General features: G+C 34.9%; 5 protein-coding genes. All 5 read right to left on the reverse strand.

Annotated features, from left to right (window positions below; translation table 11 throughout):
- Nucleotides 1-47: 47 nt before the first annotated feature.
- On the reverse strand, nucleotides 48-1,397 hold the full coding sequence (locus tag FLA105534_RS12720; RefSeq protein WP_173966497.1) for a BspA family leucine-rich repeat surface protein: 1,350 nt from the start codon (nucleotides 1,395-1,397) through the stop codon (nucleotides 48-50).
- 212 nt (nucleotides 1,398-1,609) lie between these two features.
- Nucleotides 1,610-4,615, reverse strand: a complete 3,006-nt coding sequence (locus FLA105534_RS12725; protein WP_173966498.1) for an NHL repeat-containing protein — start codon at nucleotides 4,613-4,615, stop codon at nucleotides 1,610-1,612.
- A gap of 95 nt (nucleotides 4,616-4,710) precedes the next feature.
- On the reverse strand, nucleotides 4,711-10,497 hold the full coding sequence (locus FLA105534_RS12730; RefSeq protein ID WP_173966499.1) for a hypothetical protein: 5,787 nt from the start codon (nucleotides 10,495-10,497) through the stop codon (nucleotides 4,711-4,713).
- 13 nt (nucleotides 10,498-10,510) lie between these two features.
- Nucleotides 10,511-17,539 (reverse strand): hypothetical protein, encoded by a 7,029-nt coding sequence (locus FLA105534_RS12735; protein ID WP_173966500.1) that lies wholly within the window; start codon nucleotides 17,537-17,539, stop codon nucleotides 10,511-10,513.
- Nucleotides 17,540-18,096: 557 nt separating this feature from the next.
- A partial coding sequence (locus FLA105534_RS12740; RefSeq protein WP_173966501.1) for a hypothetical protein occupies nucleotides 18,097-18,726 on the reverse strand: 630 nt, incomplete at its 5' end.

The following is an 18,726-nucleotide window of genomic DNA, read 5'->3' on the forward strand; positions in this document are numbered from 1 at the left end:
TATTACTTAGATTTTTGTTTTTATTAAAATTGTTAGAAATATGAATGTTATGCTACGATTCCTCCATCTATAATTCTCCAAGTGTTTGGAGTTCCTGTAAGAATTGCTCGGGCAGCTGCACTAGCTGACGTGTACTTAGCAGCTCCAAATGTAATTGATATTGAAGGTTTTACTGGTCTGGAACTCCATCCGTTGTAAATGGCATCTAAATTTGTGGAAGATAAAGTTGTAGTATCTTTACCATACATAAAATCTGAAAAATTAGTGACATTCGATATATTCCAAGAACCGATATTTTGATTAAAATTGCTGTTGGAACTAAATACACGTGCCATATTAGTAATTTTGCTTGTGTCCCAGTTTCCAATAGGCTGGTTGAATGTACGTGAATTAGAGAACATTTGATATATATTAGTTAATGCTCCTGTATTCCAATCTCCGATAGGTTGATTAAATGCAGATGCCTGACTAAACATAGCTGTCATATCAGTAACTTTAGATGTGTCCCAAGTTCCAATAGGTTGATTAAAGACTTTAGCATTTGTGAACATATAACTCATGTTAGTAATTGAAGATGTATTCCAGGTTCCTATAGGTTTATTAAATGCATATGCCGAGTAGAACATAAATCTCATATTAGTAACTTTACTGGTATCCCAATTTCCTATAGCTTGATTGAATACATTGGCATTTTCAAACATGCTATACATTGTCGTAACCTTACTTGTATTCCAATTTCCAATAGGGCTATTGAATGAAAATGCTTGATAAAACATTCTTGACATATCTGTAACATTACTAGTGTCCCATGATCCAATATCCTGGTTGAATTTTGTAAAATTTACATATGAAGAGCCAAACATACCACTCATATTTGTAACATTACTAGTATTCCAATTTCCGATAGGCTGATTGAACTCACCATTAGTATGAAACATTTCTATCATATTTGTAACTTTACTAGTATTCCAGTTTCCAATAGGTTGATTGAATACGAACGCAAGTAAAAACATGCCACTCATATTGGTAACAGAGCTAGTATCCCAGTTTGAGATGTCTTGATTAAATGCTTTTGCACTGTAAAACAAAGAACTCATATCAGTAACTGTACTAACATTCCATTCATTTGCTCTATTTATAGTTGAAAGTATTGTGCAGGAACTGAATGCATTAGATAACGAGGTGGTTTCACTTAAATCTAATATGTCTTCAACTGATGATAAAGTAAGATTTGCACATCCATTAAAATAACCTCCTTCATTTTTGCCTAGTTTTAATGTTCCCCATTTAGAAATGGTTAATATTTTTAATTTATCTCCCGTATTATTAAATTTCCAGCCTTTACAAGTTCCTGTGATCGTAATCGTGTAAGTACCAGAAGTAGCGTATGTATGCATAATTTCAACTTGATCATATGAAGTTATGGAATTTGACATACCATCACCCCAATCGACATTAAAAGAATAAGTACCAGAGCTAATCAAAGGCAGTTTTATTTGGGATGCGTTACTGGAACCTGTGGAGACATTATCAGTTTTCCAAGTAGAAATAAATGGAAGACCAACGGGTTTGCTTAACCCATATTCATAAAATAATAATGGATTCATAATTATACGTTTGAAATTCTTAAATAATCTGTGGTACCAATACTCGAAATTGTGGCAGTGCTGCCAGGAGCTCCGTTTAGTGCTGCAGTTGCATTAACCTGAACTAATGTTCTACCTGCTGCTTGTACAAATGTTATTGTACCAGTACCATGTTTTAAGTATGAGGCATTAAAGTCCGTACCGGCATTTACTGTAATGTTTATTGCGCTTGTTCCATTATTAATGATGACGTTTTTACCAAGTTGTTTTTTGCCATTGGCATCCTGCGTATCAGTTGTAACACTTGTACTTGTTGTAATGGTAATTTGTGTTGGTTCTACGGCTGTTGATGTTGTAACAATATCACCAGATCCAAGAAGGGATACGCCATTTATGGTTTTAAGATTATTTTTAATTACAAGATTTGATAAATCAACATCAGAAGGTTTCAAATATTGAACATCTTCTAAGTAAGTTGATTTTACCACTAATCCGGTACTATCCGTTTTAAGTACTTTTGAAGATCGTAATGATGTTTTTTGGATATTACCAGTTTGACTAAGTGAGTAAAAAGTATCATCTGAATCTACTACTATAGTATTTGAATAGTTCAACCCTGCAGCAGAAATAGTGGTAACAACTCCAGTATTACTTATCTTTACAACCTTATTGTTTGTATTGGTTACAAAAGATCCATCAGATAATTTAGCTATAGGAAATGTAAATCCAGAATCTCCATAAACGTTAGTTGCAAATGTGGTAACTATTCCAGCTAAGGTGATTTTATATAAAATGCCTCCTGAATTTGTATTCATTACATATAAGTTACCATCAATACCGTTACAAATGTCATACGCATTAGCAACTGTTGTTAGGGTTGTTAGATCACCTGATAGAGTCAGTTTATAGATAGTGCCATGTAGTTCAACTGCATATAAATTGCTATCTACTCCTTGTACTATACCATAAAGATTTGGAGCCAGTCCTGCTTTAATTAGGGTGGCTGTTCCACTAGGATCAACTCTGTATATCTTTCCGTCAAGTCTGGTAACGTAAATATTGCCATCATTTGCTAAACATAAATACATTAGATTACCACCTATTGTAGAGAAAATAGTAGTAGTGCCTGTTGACTTAGATGTCTTGTAGATATTCCCGTCCTGATTTGCTGAATAATAATTTCCATCTTTAAATATCAAACTTATACCTTTTCCAACTGTACCTACCGCTGTAGCAAATGTGGATACTACAGCCACTGGTGATGAAGTAAGTTTACTTAATGTTAGCCCACTATTTCCATCTGTACCACTGTCAATTGAGACAGGTGTGCTAAAAGTAACTAGAGAACCATTATCAGTAATATTTGAGTCTGTGACATTATTACCTGATCGATTAAACTTAGCTACCCGACCACTGGATCCACTAATTGTAAGACCTCCACCAGGAATGGAAATATCTCCAGATCCCAATACAGAAATTCCATTAACGGTTTTAATATTTGTACCTGAAACTAATGTTGCTTGTTTAGCATTTAAAGCCGTTTGAGTAGCGGTAGAGACAGGTTTATTCAAATCGCTAGTATTGTCAACGTTAGAAAGACCAACAGCCGTTTTATCAAGAGTCTGCCAGGTTTTATCACCTCTAAAGTATTGAGTATTATTACCAGGAGTAATAGTATTTTCTTTGCCTGACAAATCAACTTCACCACCAATCTTCTTCTCCACACCATCACTGCCCATTACGTACAAATCAGTAGTACCGGCTGTTTTGGCATATAATTTTGCATGCCCTGTCGTTGCCGTTGGAGCAGGATCAGAAGGAGCAGAACCGGCCAGAGTTAAAAAGCCATCTGTGATATCAGCTTTTTCGTTTAATGTAGTAAAAGAGGTTCCGGATACATTCCCGTCGTGCGTAATGAACGCTTTTTCTACGTCTTTTTTTCGAATACTGATTGCTTTTCTATTAACATGATCAGTGCTGGTATCAATAGTTGAAGTAGTTGCATTAGAGCTGGAGTTCTGAACCAATTTTAAGCAGTTAGCACTATTGTTTTTAGTAATGGTTAAAACAGTATCCGCTGATGTATCATGCGTTAATTTTAATTCTCCGTCTTTAGATTCATTACCAAGTCTATGAAGTACTTTAGTATCATCTGCATAAGTTGTAGGATCAAGAGAACCATCTCCTTTAACAAATTTAGTATTTGTCCCTTCTTCACTAACAAATCTTTTAGCGGTTACAATTCCCTCTGAATCGATTTTGGCTTTAATAACATTATCTTTAGTTACTTTTAAAGGATCACCGGTTGCTGAGGTTGAGGAGTTTATATGTACACCGGTTCCAGTCCCGGTATTGGATAATTTAATACCAGTCCCTGCTGCTGTATTTTGAATAGACACACCGCTTCCAGCTCCGCTTACAGTTACATCCAGTACTTTTGCACCGGTATCGGCTCCGCTGTTGGTTAATACGATTCCGCTCGTTGAAGTTGGAGTAGTGTTGTTAAAAGTTAAGATGCCATTTTTGGTTTCATTCCCTGTGGTATGTAAAAAGCTGGTGAAGTCAATTTGCTGGCCGGAACCTCCACCCGGATTTGGACTTAAATTTTTATACCAATAATCTACTTCAATATTTCTATTGTCAATGTTTGCTGCAAAAGTGATCGCTGCAGTGTCGTAATTTATAGTATAATCTTTTCCTTCCAGTAATAACTGTCCGTTTTTAAATACTTTGACACTAAAATTGACAGGCGGTTTTTTTAGTTCTAAACTAGTGCCAATAAAGTTATTGAAATACTCTTTTAAAGGCATGAAACTATTCCCCGTGATGATTCCAATATTTTGTAAACCTGTACGTAAAAGGGCAGGTGTTACATAATGTTGATCATCGGTCCCTGTTTCGACCATTTGAAAATTGGCCTTGTCTTCGTCTTTATGAACGAAACTGTTAAAAACCTCTTGGAAGTCTCCCTGTGACGGAATATCGCCGTTCTCGAATTTGTAGCCAATGTTAGTTCTGTCTGTTGCCATGTTATTTGAAATTTATTTTCTTTCTGTAAATATTATTTTTGATTAGCTTGATTTTTAATCCCAATGAAAAATTTTCATTGGGATTCATTGAAAAATTAAAGTGTTAGAATTTTTTCTTCATTGCTGTACATACCTGAAGAGTTTTCTGCAAGTACTTTGAAATGATGGTAAATTTTTTCGCCATCATTATTTTTAATAGTCAATTGATCTGTTCCCAGTTTGGTTTCCAGTAAAGGCAATGTCACGATTTTTTCATTAGAGATTTTCTCCTGAAGTTTATCCCAGTTTCCTTGATTATTCATTTTATACAAATGATATTTACCATTATGGACTGTTTTTTCCCAACTGAAAACAATTGGTTTTAATACAGATTCATTTGCTCCTGTTGGAATGCCGGAAGCTTTTAAAACTGGAGATTTTGGAGCAACACTATCAGCAATTACGGTGGCAGTAATTTTTGATGGCTGCGATGGTGTATAATCGATATTGATGATTGGATTAAGTTCAGTCGAACTTGGGTCAGCATATTCAATTTCTCTGGAAACAGTAACTCTGTAAAAAAGACCATCACCATAAGGAACACTTTCTAAGTCTTCAAATTCATCATAAACTGTCCAGACACCATTAAAATCAGCAGATAAAGTATTCTCATCAATCAAAATTTCTTTCACAGCAGTCATCGTTCTGATCGATTGTGCATCAAGCATGTTTTTTGCACGGTAGATATTTATTTTTCTGATGTTGTACTCCGGTTTATAAGAGTTTAATTCTATTTGAACAGTAGGTTTGATTCCCAAAATCGGATTTTCTAAAACTGGCATAATTCGTTTGATTTCCGGTGTCTGTGGCGGATTTGAAGGCACTAGTTTCACCGGCCCCAGGAAAGTACTAAACTCGCTGAAATTCATTTTAATATCCATTTCACGAACGCCATAGAAATAAATGTTTTGTGAATTACCATCCAGATTAAAATCAGTAAATTGTGTTCTGAATTCTTCAGGTTTTGTGATTCTCATCATTGGAGCAATGTCCAGATCCGGATTAGGGTATTTTAGAATATTTCCATTTTTGTCTTTAATGGTTTGTTTTTTATTGACAGGAACATAACTATTGTCTTTAATGTATTCATAAATCACAGGTACTTCAGTGAGCGGTACAAAAACGGCATGAATGGCCTGCTCAATAAAGTGAATTGCTAGCAGATCTTTTTCTATCCCTGCACTCTTAGGTATAATAATTTGATTGAGTGCAGTTAAAGCCCCTATCTCCGAAACATTTTGTTTTTGTGTGGTATTATGCCATTTGATGAATTCATTAATTTCATTTTTTAACAGGACACTGTCAGGAACCGGGAAGCGGTAATTTTTTGCAGAAACATTTTCAGGAGGATAAATTGCATAATTCGCTGCTTTTTGAAGCCCGTTAAAATTTAAGAAATTCTCCCATCTGTTCGTAAAATAAGTTTCATTGTTTCCGCCAAGTTTGCTTAGATTCTCGCGAATTTTTTTAATCGTTGTGGTCTCATATAAAGCATTTAATAAAGCATCATCGTTTGCCCTGTAATGCAGCATTCCGTATGGTTTGCGTGTGTATCTGCTTGTAAAGGTGTAGGTCGATCTGTTAAAAAAATCGGGTCTTGTAGCATAAAGTGGTCCTTTAACATCTTCAGGTTTAACAGGTTTTTCAATCCTAACCGCATACATTGGATTTGGTACACTAATTTTAGAATCAAAGTCATATAAATTGGAATGACTGCTAATTCCAAAAATTGAATAATGTGTGTTTTCTCCTGCTCTTGGCTGAATTTTTGCTGACGTGATTCCGTTTGTAGGATCTGCAAAAAGATATACTTTGTAATTTGGATAATAATTTACTTCCTGTTCTTTTGGTTTCTGCTCTTCATTTTTTTCAATGATAATGTGATCATAAGCCGGATCCATTTCCTGAGTGCCGTCTTTTTTAATTTTAAAATGAGGGTCATTAATAGTTAATATTAAATCTTGATTTGTTCCAATATTATCCGCACGAACGACTTTAAAATCTTTTCGTGATTTTACGGGAATAGGATTGGATCCAGTAAAACAACTTTTAGTAAATAAACGAACAGTACCAGTCATCCATTCAACAGAATTTCCATTGTTTTGATTGAATTGAGGATGCTGCCCTAATTTTAGTCCTCTAAAAGTAAGTTTGTATAAACCAAAATGTTTTTGCTCAGTTGTAGGTAAAGGAATCGGATTTCCTTTTGAATCTAATACATATTCTCCTTTTTGATCTACCTGAAAAGCATCTTCCAGAACTTTTTCGATAATGACATTTTTATTCCATATTCCTCGTGTTTTTTCTATTTGTAAAGAATCATTGCCCTGACTGTCTTTTTGCTGCACAATTTCTCTGTGAACAGCTTTTAAAGCTTCAGGTAACTGAACCTTAAAACCAATTGGACTTGGCTGGTTCCAGTTTTCTGGTGTCAGCATATTCTCAACTAAAGAACATAATTCGTTTATCGGTTTTTTAATATCCTTAATTTGTTCAGAATTGATTGTAGCATCGCCATCTGAAATAAGACGGTCAGTCACTTCCTTTTTTAGTACTTCGATATTGGCATAACTAAATTTTTCACCAGTAGTAAAAACATTAATATTCTGAATGATATAATTTTGTTCCCCAATCGTTAAGATACCTCCAATAAATCTGTCTTTATTAGCATCAGTTAAGTTAATCTTAATTTCTTCACCGCTACTAAGGATTTTGTATTCCTTAATTCTAATAATTGAAGTAAGTTCATTTGTAAGGCTGTTTGAAATATCATCAATTTTGGCATGCTCAATTTGAGGAAGACTATCCCTGAAATAAAGTTTAAAATAGTCGGCAAACAGTTCTTCATTATCCGGAAAAATTTTATCCACAAGTAAGGCATCCTCCTTACTTACTCCATCAGGAATAGTATAGTTTAATAATTCCTGGGTAGCGTAATATTCGAAAAGGAGTCTAATATAAGTTTTGTCTTTTATGAGTTTATCGTCTAAAAGTGTTTTCAATTTAAGCTGTTCGCTCATAGAGGTAAACATCAATGGATTTTCTTCTGTAATCAATAAGGAATTAATACCGGTTGGGGGCATTAAGGTATTTTTTGGTTTGATATGAGAAGTGATTTCTAATTGGCTTCCGGATGTTGCTCTTGAGAAGATGTTAATTCCATATCCTTGATAAACATAGGTCTGTAAGCCCGTTTTTTCCTGACGAACATTTAAAAATGATTTCCCTGAATCCGGAATAATAATCGGAGCCGGCTCAAAAGAACCTGGAGTAATCCTATCTTTTTTGATATTAGAATATGCTGTGTCCGATGATAATTCCGGTTTTTGCCAATTGGCATCACCTTTAATTTTATAATCTACCCCGACGTAAATAGGGAATGTAAAAGAGCTTCCGTCGTATTCTTCTGTAGAGTTAAAGAAAGCAGTATTTACACTGTAATCTTTGATGTCACTCATAAACAAACTTACATATCTTTTCTTACCATCAAAACTATATCCATCAGGATCAGTAATTTTTGAAGTTTGTTCATCTTCATCAGAACCTGCGTTAAGACCTGGTAAAAAACTACTTAATTGTACAGGAAGTGATAAACGTTCTGTGTTTACAGAAGTAGGAATACTCATAGAAAGGTGTCGCACTTCTTTTGTATTTAAACCTCCTTCTAAGTTCTTAAACGTTATGTATTCTGTTAAATAGATGTATTCTCCTGAAAGAACAGTTTCATCAATATCAATGCATCCTAAACCTAACATTCGGGCAATATGGTAGTCATTTGCAGCAATGTTTAATAAATCCAGATTTGATATCTGTGTTGAATTTTCAGCAAATTTTGCTTCTTCTCCTGGTTGAGGATCATTGACTGGAATATTATCTTTGAACTTAATCGTTTCCTGTGCAGTTGGATTTGTACCATCAAAGCTTAAGTCAATATAACTTTTAACAACTTGCTTAATGTTTTTATCATCCTGATTGGTTACACGCTTCCATTTATCCTTATAATTGTTTACGTTTACATATTCATCATCATTGAATTTTAACCATTTTCCGTGAACAGCATTTAATTTTGGCTCTAATTGTTCAAATGCTTTATTATCGTCAAGAGTCAAAGCATATTTTCCTTTTAGATCCCAAACCCCATTGGTATTTGCATGTTGAATAAAATCGCCATAAAATTCAAAATTGATTTCGTTTAACAGACAGTCGTTTGCTTTAAATCGAATGCTTCTTCCATTCTCAGCAACCACACGTATTGTATTTATCTGAGCTGACGAGTAGGTCTTACGATTCGTAACCCTTTTTGATGCCACAATGGTGTTTTCGGCAACAGACAATGTTTCTAATTTAACACTGCCTGAGTTAGCTGCAGCGCTAAATTTAAGTTCTGCAGCAAAATATAATTCACTTTTGTTTTCAATTTCGATAATTTCATTACCGTAAGCCCGAATAAAACCGGATGGATCTTCCATTGGATTAATACTCGCTCTTGTTTGCAAATATTTTGCTTTGTTTTTAAAGTGAACATAGATAGATCTTTGCAGATTTGCCGTTTTATAAATCCATAACGCCTTTTGACGATCTACTGATTGTGGTTTCTCCCTTAAGTCTAATTTATGGGCAACTTTGGTATAAGCAGCTCTATATACTTTTACAAAATCGTCAGGTTTGTTAAAATTAGAATGAGAATTAGCTCCGGTATATAAATCTCCTTTTGGAAGATGATTTGTCCCTAATTCTCCAGCTAAGAGCCATCTCAAATGAATTCCTCCTGTACTGTCAATACCTTTTGACCCTGCCGCTGCGATTTGTAAACTGGTAGATTGTAAAGCAGTTTTAGCTGAATTAAGGTCAACAACATAAATTTCTTTAGTTACATTAAAACTGATTTGAAATCCTTTAAGGTTGCTGACATTCGGTAGAAAAATCTTAGCACTATAGTTGCCTAAAGCAGCAGGTGTTCCCTCTATACGAATTGCAGCTTCTACATTTGCAAGAGCAGGAATGATAACTGTATTTTCAAGTGTAAAAACAAGTCCCTTTAAGCTGCTCTCATTATGAATTCTTGTCCCTGCGGGTAGGGTAAGAGGAACACGGCTTTTATTTCTGAGGGTTAAAAAACCAGCATTTTGATTAACCGCAAGACCTTTCCTTAAGACAGGATAAACTAATTTATTTTGAGTAATACTCACATTTGGCAAACACCCAATCTGAGCGTTTGATAAATCAATACTTAACTGATTTAATTCCGCTCCTAAAGTACTAAAGTCAGGAACTCTGATATAATCTGTATTTAGCATAGACAGACCATTGCTTTTTACGACAGGCGGTTTCCCTAAAAAAGAAGTGATTGGAGTTATCAGTTCCGAAGTATTGTTTATGGTGCTGGTTACACCGTAAACAAAAATATGTGATTTGTCATTTAGATCCTGATATAAGTTTTTTAGTAAATTATGATCATTTACCTGTAAACCGTCGGCCACAATCACAACAATGTCCGGAATTACAGTTAAGTTATTTACAACCTCTAAGCCAGACGCCCAATAATCAGATTGCGGATCGGAAGATCTTGTACCCAAGCGGTAAGTCCAACGCAAAAAAATACTGGAAGAATCCGAAATTGTTTCTTGAAGAATATGCTCTAATCTTGAATTATGGTCACTTTCTGACATTCTGATTAATGAAAGCGTAATTTTGCTCTGAGTCTGAGAATTGATAAATGAAGCCAGCCCATCACGTATCTGCTGCATTTCAGTACCATTTATCGAACCCGACTCATCGACAACGATAGCGATGTGTTTTTCGCAACCTGAGGATTGGCTTTCTTGAAGATTTATAGAACTCATTTTTTATTGTTTTTTAAAGGTTTATATTTTCTACAGTTAAGATTACCGGTTCACCAACACGAACTGTTAATGCGGTGGCATGTTGTCCAGTGCTTCCGTTGTTATTCCACATTCTGTATTCAAATTTCAGTTTTAAACTGTTTTCAGTAATTTTTTTATTGTCATTCATGATTAACATCTGAGCATAATCTTTAGAATACAATACTTTGTAGTTTGTATTAGCCATACCAGCATTGTCGATTACTGCAACAGTATTCTTAATTTCGTCTAACGGAATTTTAGGAATATTAAACGGTTCAGGGTTACGAACTAAAAGCGCTACAACTTCATTAGTTTTAGTATTGATAATTCGGTTAACCTCCGTAGACTGAGCAGGATCTAAGGGAGATATTTTTAAAATTCCCTCTATAGCGCGATCAAATAAATGCTGATATTTCAAAGCAAAAGCATTGCTTAACGGATCGTTCACGCCAAGAATTACATTGTTTAAAGAAGTGATCTGGTCTTCACTTAAACTTAGCGGAATATCAAATAATGCCTTACGCACTGGCTCTTCACTTAGTTTATAACTATTCACCTGTTCAGCAAAGTCTCTGTATCGGGAGGTTTGGAATCCAAATTGATGTACCAATACATTTTCTTTGTCAGTTGGAGTATTATCTTGATTTTCATCAAAATAGTTTTTCACTAAAATGGTATATAGTTTTGAAGGTTTTAAATCGGTTAGTTTTACCTCGTATCCATAGGATTTTGGCTTAATGATGTCTCCAATCTGAATTGAACATCTCAATTCAGGCCTACTTCCTTTAATCATGTTTTGTAGCATTTCAATATTTAAAGGAATTCTAGGATCATTATCGTCAACCCATTTTGTATTGCTTTCTTCTGCTTTTGGATAACTAGTTACTGTTGTTGGTAATGGATACGGAATAAGAACGTCATTTAAAGGATCTTTAATAATCAAATTCATCACACCTTTAATTTTTGGTCTGCCTGCTCCGTAATCTTCCCAATCGGTAAGCATATGGTATACATAAGGATTTTTGAAGAACATTGAGACTTTACACTGCTCATTTCCGTAGAATGAAGGTTTAGATAATAACAAACTTCCATCAGCATTTGGATAAGAACGGTTGTAATCTAAATACTGTCTTAACGAAGTCAGTGGCGATTTTGACAACTCGGTCAATTCATTTTTAACCGAAGGTTTTTGACCAACAGCAAGTTTTTCATCAGGAACAGGGAAGTGACCAACAGGACCTAATGTTTTAAATCCGTAATAATAATCGAACTTAACTGGAGGATTATTGTCTACTTTATCTGTTAAAGTAAATTTTAAGCAGTAAGTTGAATTTGGTCTCCAGATAGGCTGAACCGTATTTTGAATCGCAGCCCCCATTGCTTTATTGTTTTCAGCAACAGCTTCACTACCAGGAATAGTTAGATTATGCTCAGCGCTTTCTTTCGTTAGCCATCCGATTTGTTGAATATAAGTAGTGTAATCTGCTTCATTGTCCTCATCTGGATTTCCTCCTGCTGAACATACAACAGCGTTAATCCTTAATAATCTTGAAGACTTGACCGTTTTTAGGTACTCCGATTGAACTACGCTGTCTAATTCGGCCAGATTTGCAGTTGAACCTGTTAAAGTAGATGTAGACGACACAACCGAAACAGTCGTTTTTGGATGTAAAGAGCAATTAGCGAATTGATCATTAAATAGTGAAAAATAAATTCCTTTTTCATTTGGTTTAGAAGAAAGCATTAGAATTTCATTCGCTGATGGTTCGTTTTGAATGTTAACAATAGTCGCTTTATCGTCTGCACTTCCTCTTTCAATAAGTCTTGTAAGTTCGAATGAAGTATTAAACACAAACAGATATTTTTGATTGTATGCAATAATCGAATTGTCAGCCAGAGTATTATTAGTCAAATGAATTGCAGAATCAAAAATCACATCGTTTTTAACAACAGTAATAGTAGTTCCATCAATTTGAGCCAATCCGAATTGTCCGTTTGCCAGTTTAACAGTAAGCAGAACTTTACCATTTGCAAGTACTGCATCTGTAATCTCAGAAATTGACGGTTCAGAAACTAATTTGGTATCCTTAATTTCAATTGCTTTTGTACTTAGGTCAATACGAATACGGATGATTTTTTTGTTTTTTGTAATCAGGCTAAAATCGGTATTATCATGCTGAAGAACTTTATAAGCTACTTCGTCAATCTTTATGCGATGAACAAAAGAACGGTCAGTACCATTAATCCAGTTAATTTGAGTTCCATTTTCCAATGCATTAATCCAAAGCAATTCGTTATTCTGTAGTGGTAGTAATTTGTTGAAACCTGTAGAATAAGTATTGATATACTGTGTTCCGAAGGTTTTGTTTAATTCAGAATCAAGCTCAATAATTGCAGTTGCTTTGGCAGGAGCCACACAACCTACGATAAAAGTATCATCAATAATTGCCTCACCAATTCCTTTGCACTGATTAGCATCTAAAGCCTGAGTAATTAATAGATTATTATTTACAACCTGCATTGATGTCACTAAGCCATTCAACCTGCGTTCTCTTAACAGATGTCCTTTAGCATCAATTTGTGCAATTACAGTAGTGCTTGGAGTTGGATGAAATGAAATTAAATAAGTGTCCTCGTATTTTAAAATTTTGTCAAAGGCATAAATTGCATTTCCTCTGTATCCATAGAAACGTGTAAACGTCAATGGGGTAGGAGCTCCAGTCGGATTATCATTACCGGCATCAGTTTTTAATTGAGCCAATTGCAATAACAATTTATTGTATTCTTCTAAATTACTAGGTTCAGTCATAATAAACTCACCATCCTTTGAAGCGTATGACTGACTAAATAAGGCTGCAATTTTATTTCTCACATCTAAAATGGCATCAGCTCTCGCAGCAACAGGACTAATTATAATCTTATCGATTTTATTTTTTAATGAAACGTCGCTTTGGCTATCATATAAAGTTATAGCCGCTTGCAATTCAGCTTTAGTATAGGTCAATTCATTTGAAACTGCTCCGCCGACAGTTTTACTTATCTGAATTATTTTATAATCAGGTAACTTGTCCCCATCTTTAAAAACAGAAGTATAGGCACTTATTTTTACCTGTTTAGCATGAGTTGTAAGTTTTAGGCTTGGCTCAATTGCGGATTCAGGGAAAACAATTTCCAGTTTGTTATAATTTTTGAACGAAAGAGATCTTCTAAAACGAAAAGGGTTGCTTTCTGCAGAAATACTCATAAAATCCCCATCAATAAGTTCGCCATCTACAATTTCAGGAACTTCACCAACAAGTTTAAAGTACAATCCATTAATCTTGTCTGCTTCGTATTGAGTTGGTACATAATAGCGTTTTCCAATTCTTTTGTTTAAGAAATTGACAGTCTCGGCCTCAATTTTATCGGATACACAGAACAATTTAGAAGGAGTGATTCCGAATTGTTCCGGAACATGCCAGCCTGGTTCTCCTGCACTTAGATATGAAAATGGATTAGTTGCCAAAACACGAATACTATCATATTGATCAACTACTTTTTGCCATTGTGCCCAGGGTAAATTCTCTACAAGTCCTCTGGAATCTGAATCAACAACAGCTTTAAAAGGATGATAAGGCACCCAGGAATTTCCATTTGCAGAGCTCAATTCAATCGATTCAATCGAATATTGATGTTTTACCTGACGAAGTTTTCTACCTGATTTCGATGTCGCTTCAGGAGGCATTAAATCGGTATAGTTTTTTGCGTCAGCTGTATATCCTCCAATTATTTTAGAAAGACTATCATTTGGCAACACTCCTTTAGCCAGTTTGATATCAATGTAGGTATCTAATGGAATTATTTTAGAAATTGAACCCGGAGCAGGCATACTATCAAAATAATTCAATAAGAAAGCTTCATTGGTAAGCATGTGAACTCCTTTTACAGAATCGGCAGTTCTGTTATCATTAACGTCTCCATGAGTTCCCATCGGAAGTGGACTATAGGGCGTACGGTCAACAATTCGGTTAATATCCCACTGAAGCTCAATTAAGAATGTCTTACGAACTCTTACAAAAGCAATTTTGACACGTACACTTAATTCCAGTTTCGCATAAATCAGGAATGGTTTGAATGACTCTACAGAGAATATAGTATCTAAAACAATTTCAACATTGATGATCCAGATTTTAATCTGAATTCCTCCACCGGCAGCAATATAACCACCCATTTGAGGACGTTTGAATGAAATTTTCCCGCCCATTTCTAAGTAGGCCCATAATTTAACTTTTGCAGGACCAAAGCTTTTCTCGAGTTTAAAGTCTAATCTGGCACCCGCTTCAATCCCCTGGGCAGACAACATTAAAAATGCTTTTGCTGTAAACAAGGTTAGTATTCTGGCCGTGATCGGATCTTTTTTAGATCCTAAGTTGATGTACCATGGTTTTTGGTTTTTAAAGAAAAAACCAGCCTCTAATAAAGCGTGTAACTGAATGATTTCTCCACCTTGCTTAGGCATTTGAAAATCAGCTCCTGCAGCCATTTCCAAAGAGTTATCTCCAAAGGCAACCATGGCAAAGAATGGAGGAGTAGACTGATCTTTTTCAATAGGACCAAGTCGGTCACCAAGAACATTTAATCCTGCTTCGATATAAAATAAGGTAGGCAGGGACAGCAATAGCATTGCACGAAGTGTCAGGATACTTCCGCCTGTTGTTTCAAATGTTGCTCCAGCTCCGATTGAAAATGGTGAATCATATTGTAAAGAATCCGGTGGACCGCTGAATTTTCTAATGTTGATACCCGCTTTTGGATGTTTATAGAACTCGTACCAGGAATTATCCGTTTTTAATCCGGCAGCTTTTTTGGTTGCTACGTATCTAAATCCTAGTAAACCTCTAAAACCGGTAATCGAAATAAATCCAAGAGGAATTCCTGTTGGTAATTCAATACTTGCATCAACTAAGAAAGCAGGGTATTTTGGAGCAAAACGCATTCCGACACTTCCTGAAATTTTAGGCTTTGGTAATTTTAAAGAAACCTCTCCCATGAATTCTTGTGATTCTCCTGGCTGCGGAAGCGAAATCATACCGTGAATGATAGCCATAGCAGATTCCTCCGAAGCCGTTCCCGGAATCATCAAATCAACTTCGATAGTCTGAATCCTGATGAAAGAAACGGGCTTTTTGTCAGCGTCGCCATCTATATTATCTGTAGAATAATAATATTTAATACCTTCACCACGAGCATCTAATCCTAATGGATTGACACTGATAGCACCATCAAATCCCCAGAAATTATATTTACGCTCGTTAATTTGAGTTGAACCAAAGTTGATATTGCTCACCGCCATCTGAACCGGTCCAAGATTTACAGACAAACTAATCGGAATCGGAATCGAACCGCCTTCGACTTCAATATTTCCATCACTGTAAATACGAAGTTTCTCTACATCAAAGCCCTGGCCTTTTGCCAGTTTGTTCATTAATGTACCCTGTGGGAATGAAACATAACAGGAAGTTCCTACGTAATAATCGTCATCTTGTTTTCCTAGTTCGAAACTATGAAAATCAAAGTTTACCAAGCCAAATAAATTGGCTTTAGGTTCGCTCGCTTTATCAAAAGAGGCGGTTAAGTTAAAATCTCCGTCGTCGTATAAGTGTCCTTCAATGTCAACACGAAAAGGTTTATCTTCTAATGGATGATCTTTAGGATATTTTAATTTATTAATTTCTAACGCGCCCTTTATGTTAGAAGAAACAACTCTGTTTTGCTTAAAAGAAATATCAAACTTATTAAAACCAACTTTGAAACTGTTCGCTAATTTGAACCACATATAATCTTTTTCAAGAACAGGGTTTGTTGCAACTAAGGATTCTAATCCAATGGTTCCGGAGATTCCGCCTTCAGTACCAATTAATAATTGTTTTCCAGTAATTTGCAGTGAAGCATCATTTTCTTTTTTGAACCATTTTCCAGGTAATTTAATTGTTGCTTTTTCAGCATACACTCCTCTGAATGCAGCTCCTCTTCCGTCAGCATCTGCTTCAGGAATATTTTTATCTCTGCTTAAATCTATTTTTAATCCCGAAAACTCTGCAATTAATCCAGTGTTTCCAATCATAGATCGGTTTAAGCTAAAGCTGGAAATATTATTAAAGATAAATCCGCGATTAGATGAATATTCTAAGCTTCCAACATCAAACTTTAAATAACTAAAATAGTTTTCCGGTAATGGCTCATCCAGAGCTATTCCGGTAACATTTTCGGTACCTGTGTAAACGGGCTGTAACCATTTATGAGGAAATTGAAGGCCAACGCTAATTTCGTTAATAGCCATTCTAAACTGAAGTGTTAAAGCCTCTTTGATATTTTTTTCGATATTGTCGAAATAGCGTGCAAATAATTTCTTTAAACGATCTAATCCTTCATTCCCTACATTTAAAAGATTATCGTAAGCAAATTTTAGCAAGTCAATGTCTAAACTTCCAATTTGCTGTGATAAGTGCTCTATCTGATTGTCAAAAGATGCATTGCTGTCATTTAAAGTGGCTAAAGCACCTGTATGTACACTATTGAACTGATTAACAAAATCAATCAGTGCATTTGCACCTGGATAAAATGTATTGATAAGTTCATTTAAAAATGTTTTTTCGTTTATTTCTGCCAATTCAAAAAGAATGCGCAAAACAGATTCAACAGTATTGTCAAATGATTCAAAGTTGAAATCATTGATATATTTTAGAATAATCCAGGAATAATCAAAACTGATTGGAATTTCAGTGTTGCCATCGACAGTTGGATTCAAAACTAACTTTAAATCCTGTGCTATAGGAATATCAATTCCTAGAGAATTGTACGTGGTTAATGTCATGCTATAAAAGCCAGAGGAATTATCATAGCTTTGACTGGCAATAAGATTTTTTACAAATACAGAATCAAAAAGACTGGCAAGTGCATCTCTAATTGCCTCTAGCTCATTTGGAATCTTGTCCAATGGTAATAATTGGCTTAATGACGGGTGCATTATTTGATTTGACATATTTTTAAATTTATTTCTTTGTTAGTGGTTTGTAGATTACGATTCAAAATATGTCTTTTGAAAAAGACATAAGTATGCTGTATTCCTCTCGTGAAAGAGAGGACAGGAAAGGTTTTGAAAAGTATTTTTGAATTTGTTTTACTACTTCATGTTGAAGTAGATTTTTTGATGCATGATGCTCTTAATTAGCTGTTTGTTTCTTTTTGATATTGCAAAGATTTACAAAAAAAAGTGCTTTAAAAAACGATTGCAAGGTTGTTGAACACTTGTATTGTAGTACTTAACAGAGTTGTACAGAAAGTGAACAACCATGCCTTTTGCAAGGTGAAAAAGCTAGTCTTTGAATGAAAAGAAAAGGGAAATTTCTCAATATTTAGAAATTGAGATTGCGAGCTCGAATTGAGCGCTTTTTTAAAGAGTTAGAGATATGAATCTCAAATTTAATGCGCTTACGGAAAGATGACGTCAGAAAAACTGTCTGTGCTTTAAGTTAAGGAAAACTACCTTTTACTGCGCTTAAAATAAAGCGCAGTATTGGGATAGTATCTTGTAAAAGATTAGTTGTAATATTCGATTTTTCTTTCGGCAACCAAAGTGGGCTCACCACTCGGTGTTCCTTCAAGAAACATATTGCATTTTATCCAGTTGTTGTGGCTGTCGTATTCGTAGGTGTAGTAAAACTTTTTTACATCTAGAGTTTGTTCAGGGAAGTCAAGGATAAATTCTTTTTCCACTACATCACCTTGCTCATTATAAATCTTGATAAAATTTTTGGTGGGATTGGATATTTCTCCTGGTCCGGTAACATAATATTTCACTGTTTCTACATAATCTTTAGTTGGATGATAGACATAATCTTCCCTGGATATAGTTTGCCCTTCTCCATAGAACAATGCTTGTGTCATACGCCCCTGATCGTCATATTTATATTTCAATTGCAAATCATTACAAAATCCATACTCGGTATTTAATGCATCAAAAACTACAGATTTTATTTGTCCTTCATTCATTGGACCAGAAACAATTTTTTGATTTACTACCTGATCTTTTTCATTATAAAAAAAAGATATCTTGATATCAAAATCTTTAGGATTGTATCTTTTAAGTGGGATTGTATCTGATGGATTTAAGACATATTCTAACTCCTCTTTTATACGACCTCTGTTGTCATAATTGTAGACATAAAA

The organism is Flavobacterium collinsii (assembly GCF_902804485.1).
Lineage (GTDB): Bacteria > Bacteroidota > Bacteroidia > Flavobacteriales > Flavobacteriaceae > Flavobacterium > Flavobacterium collinsii.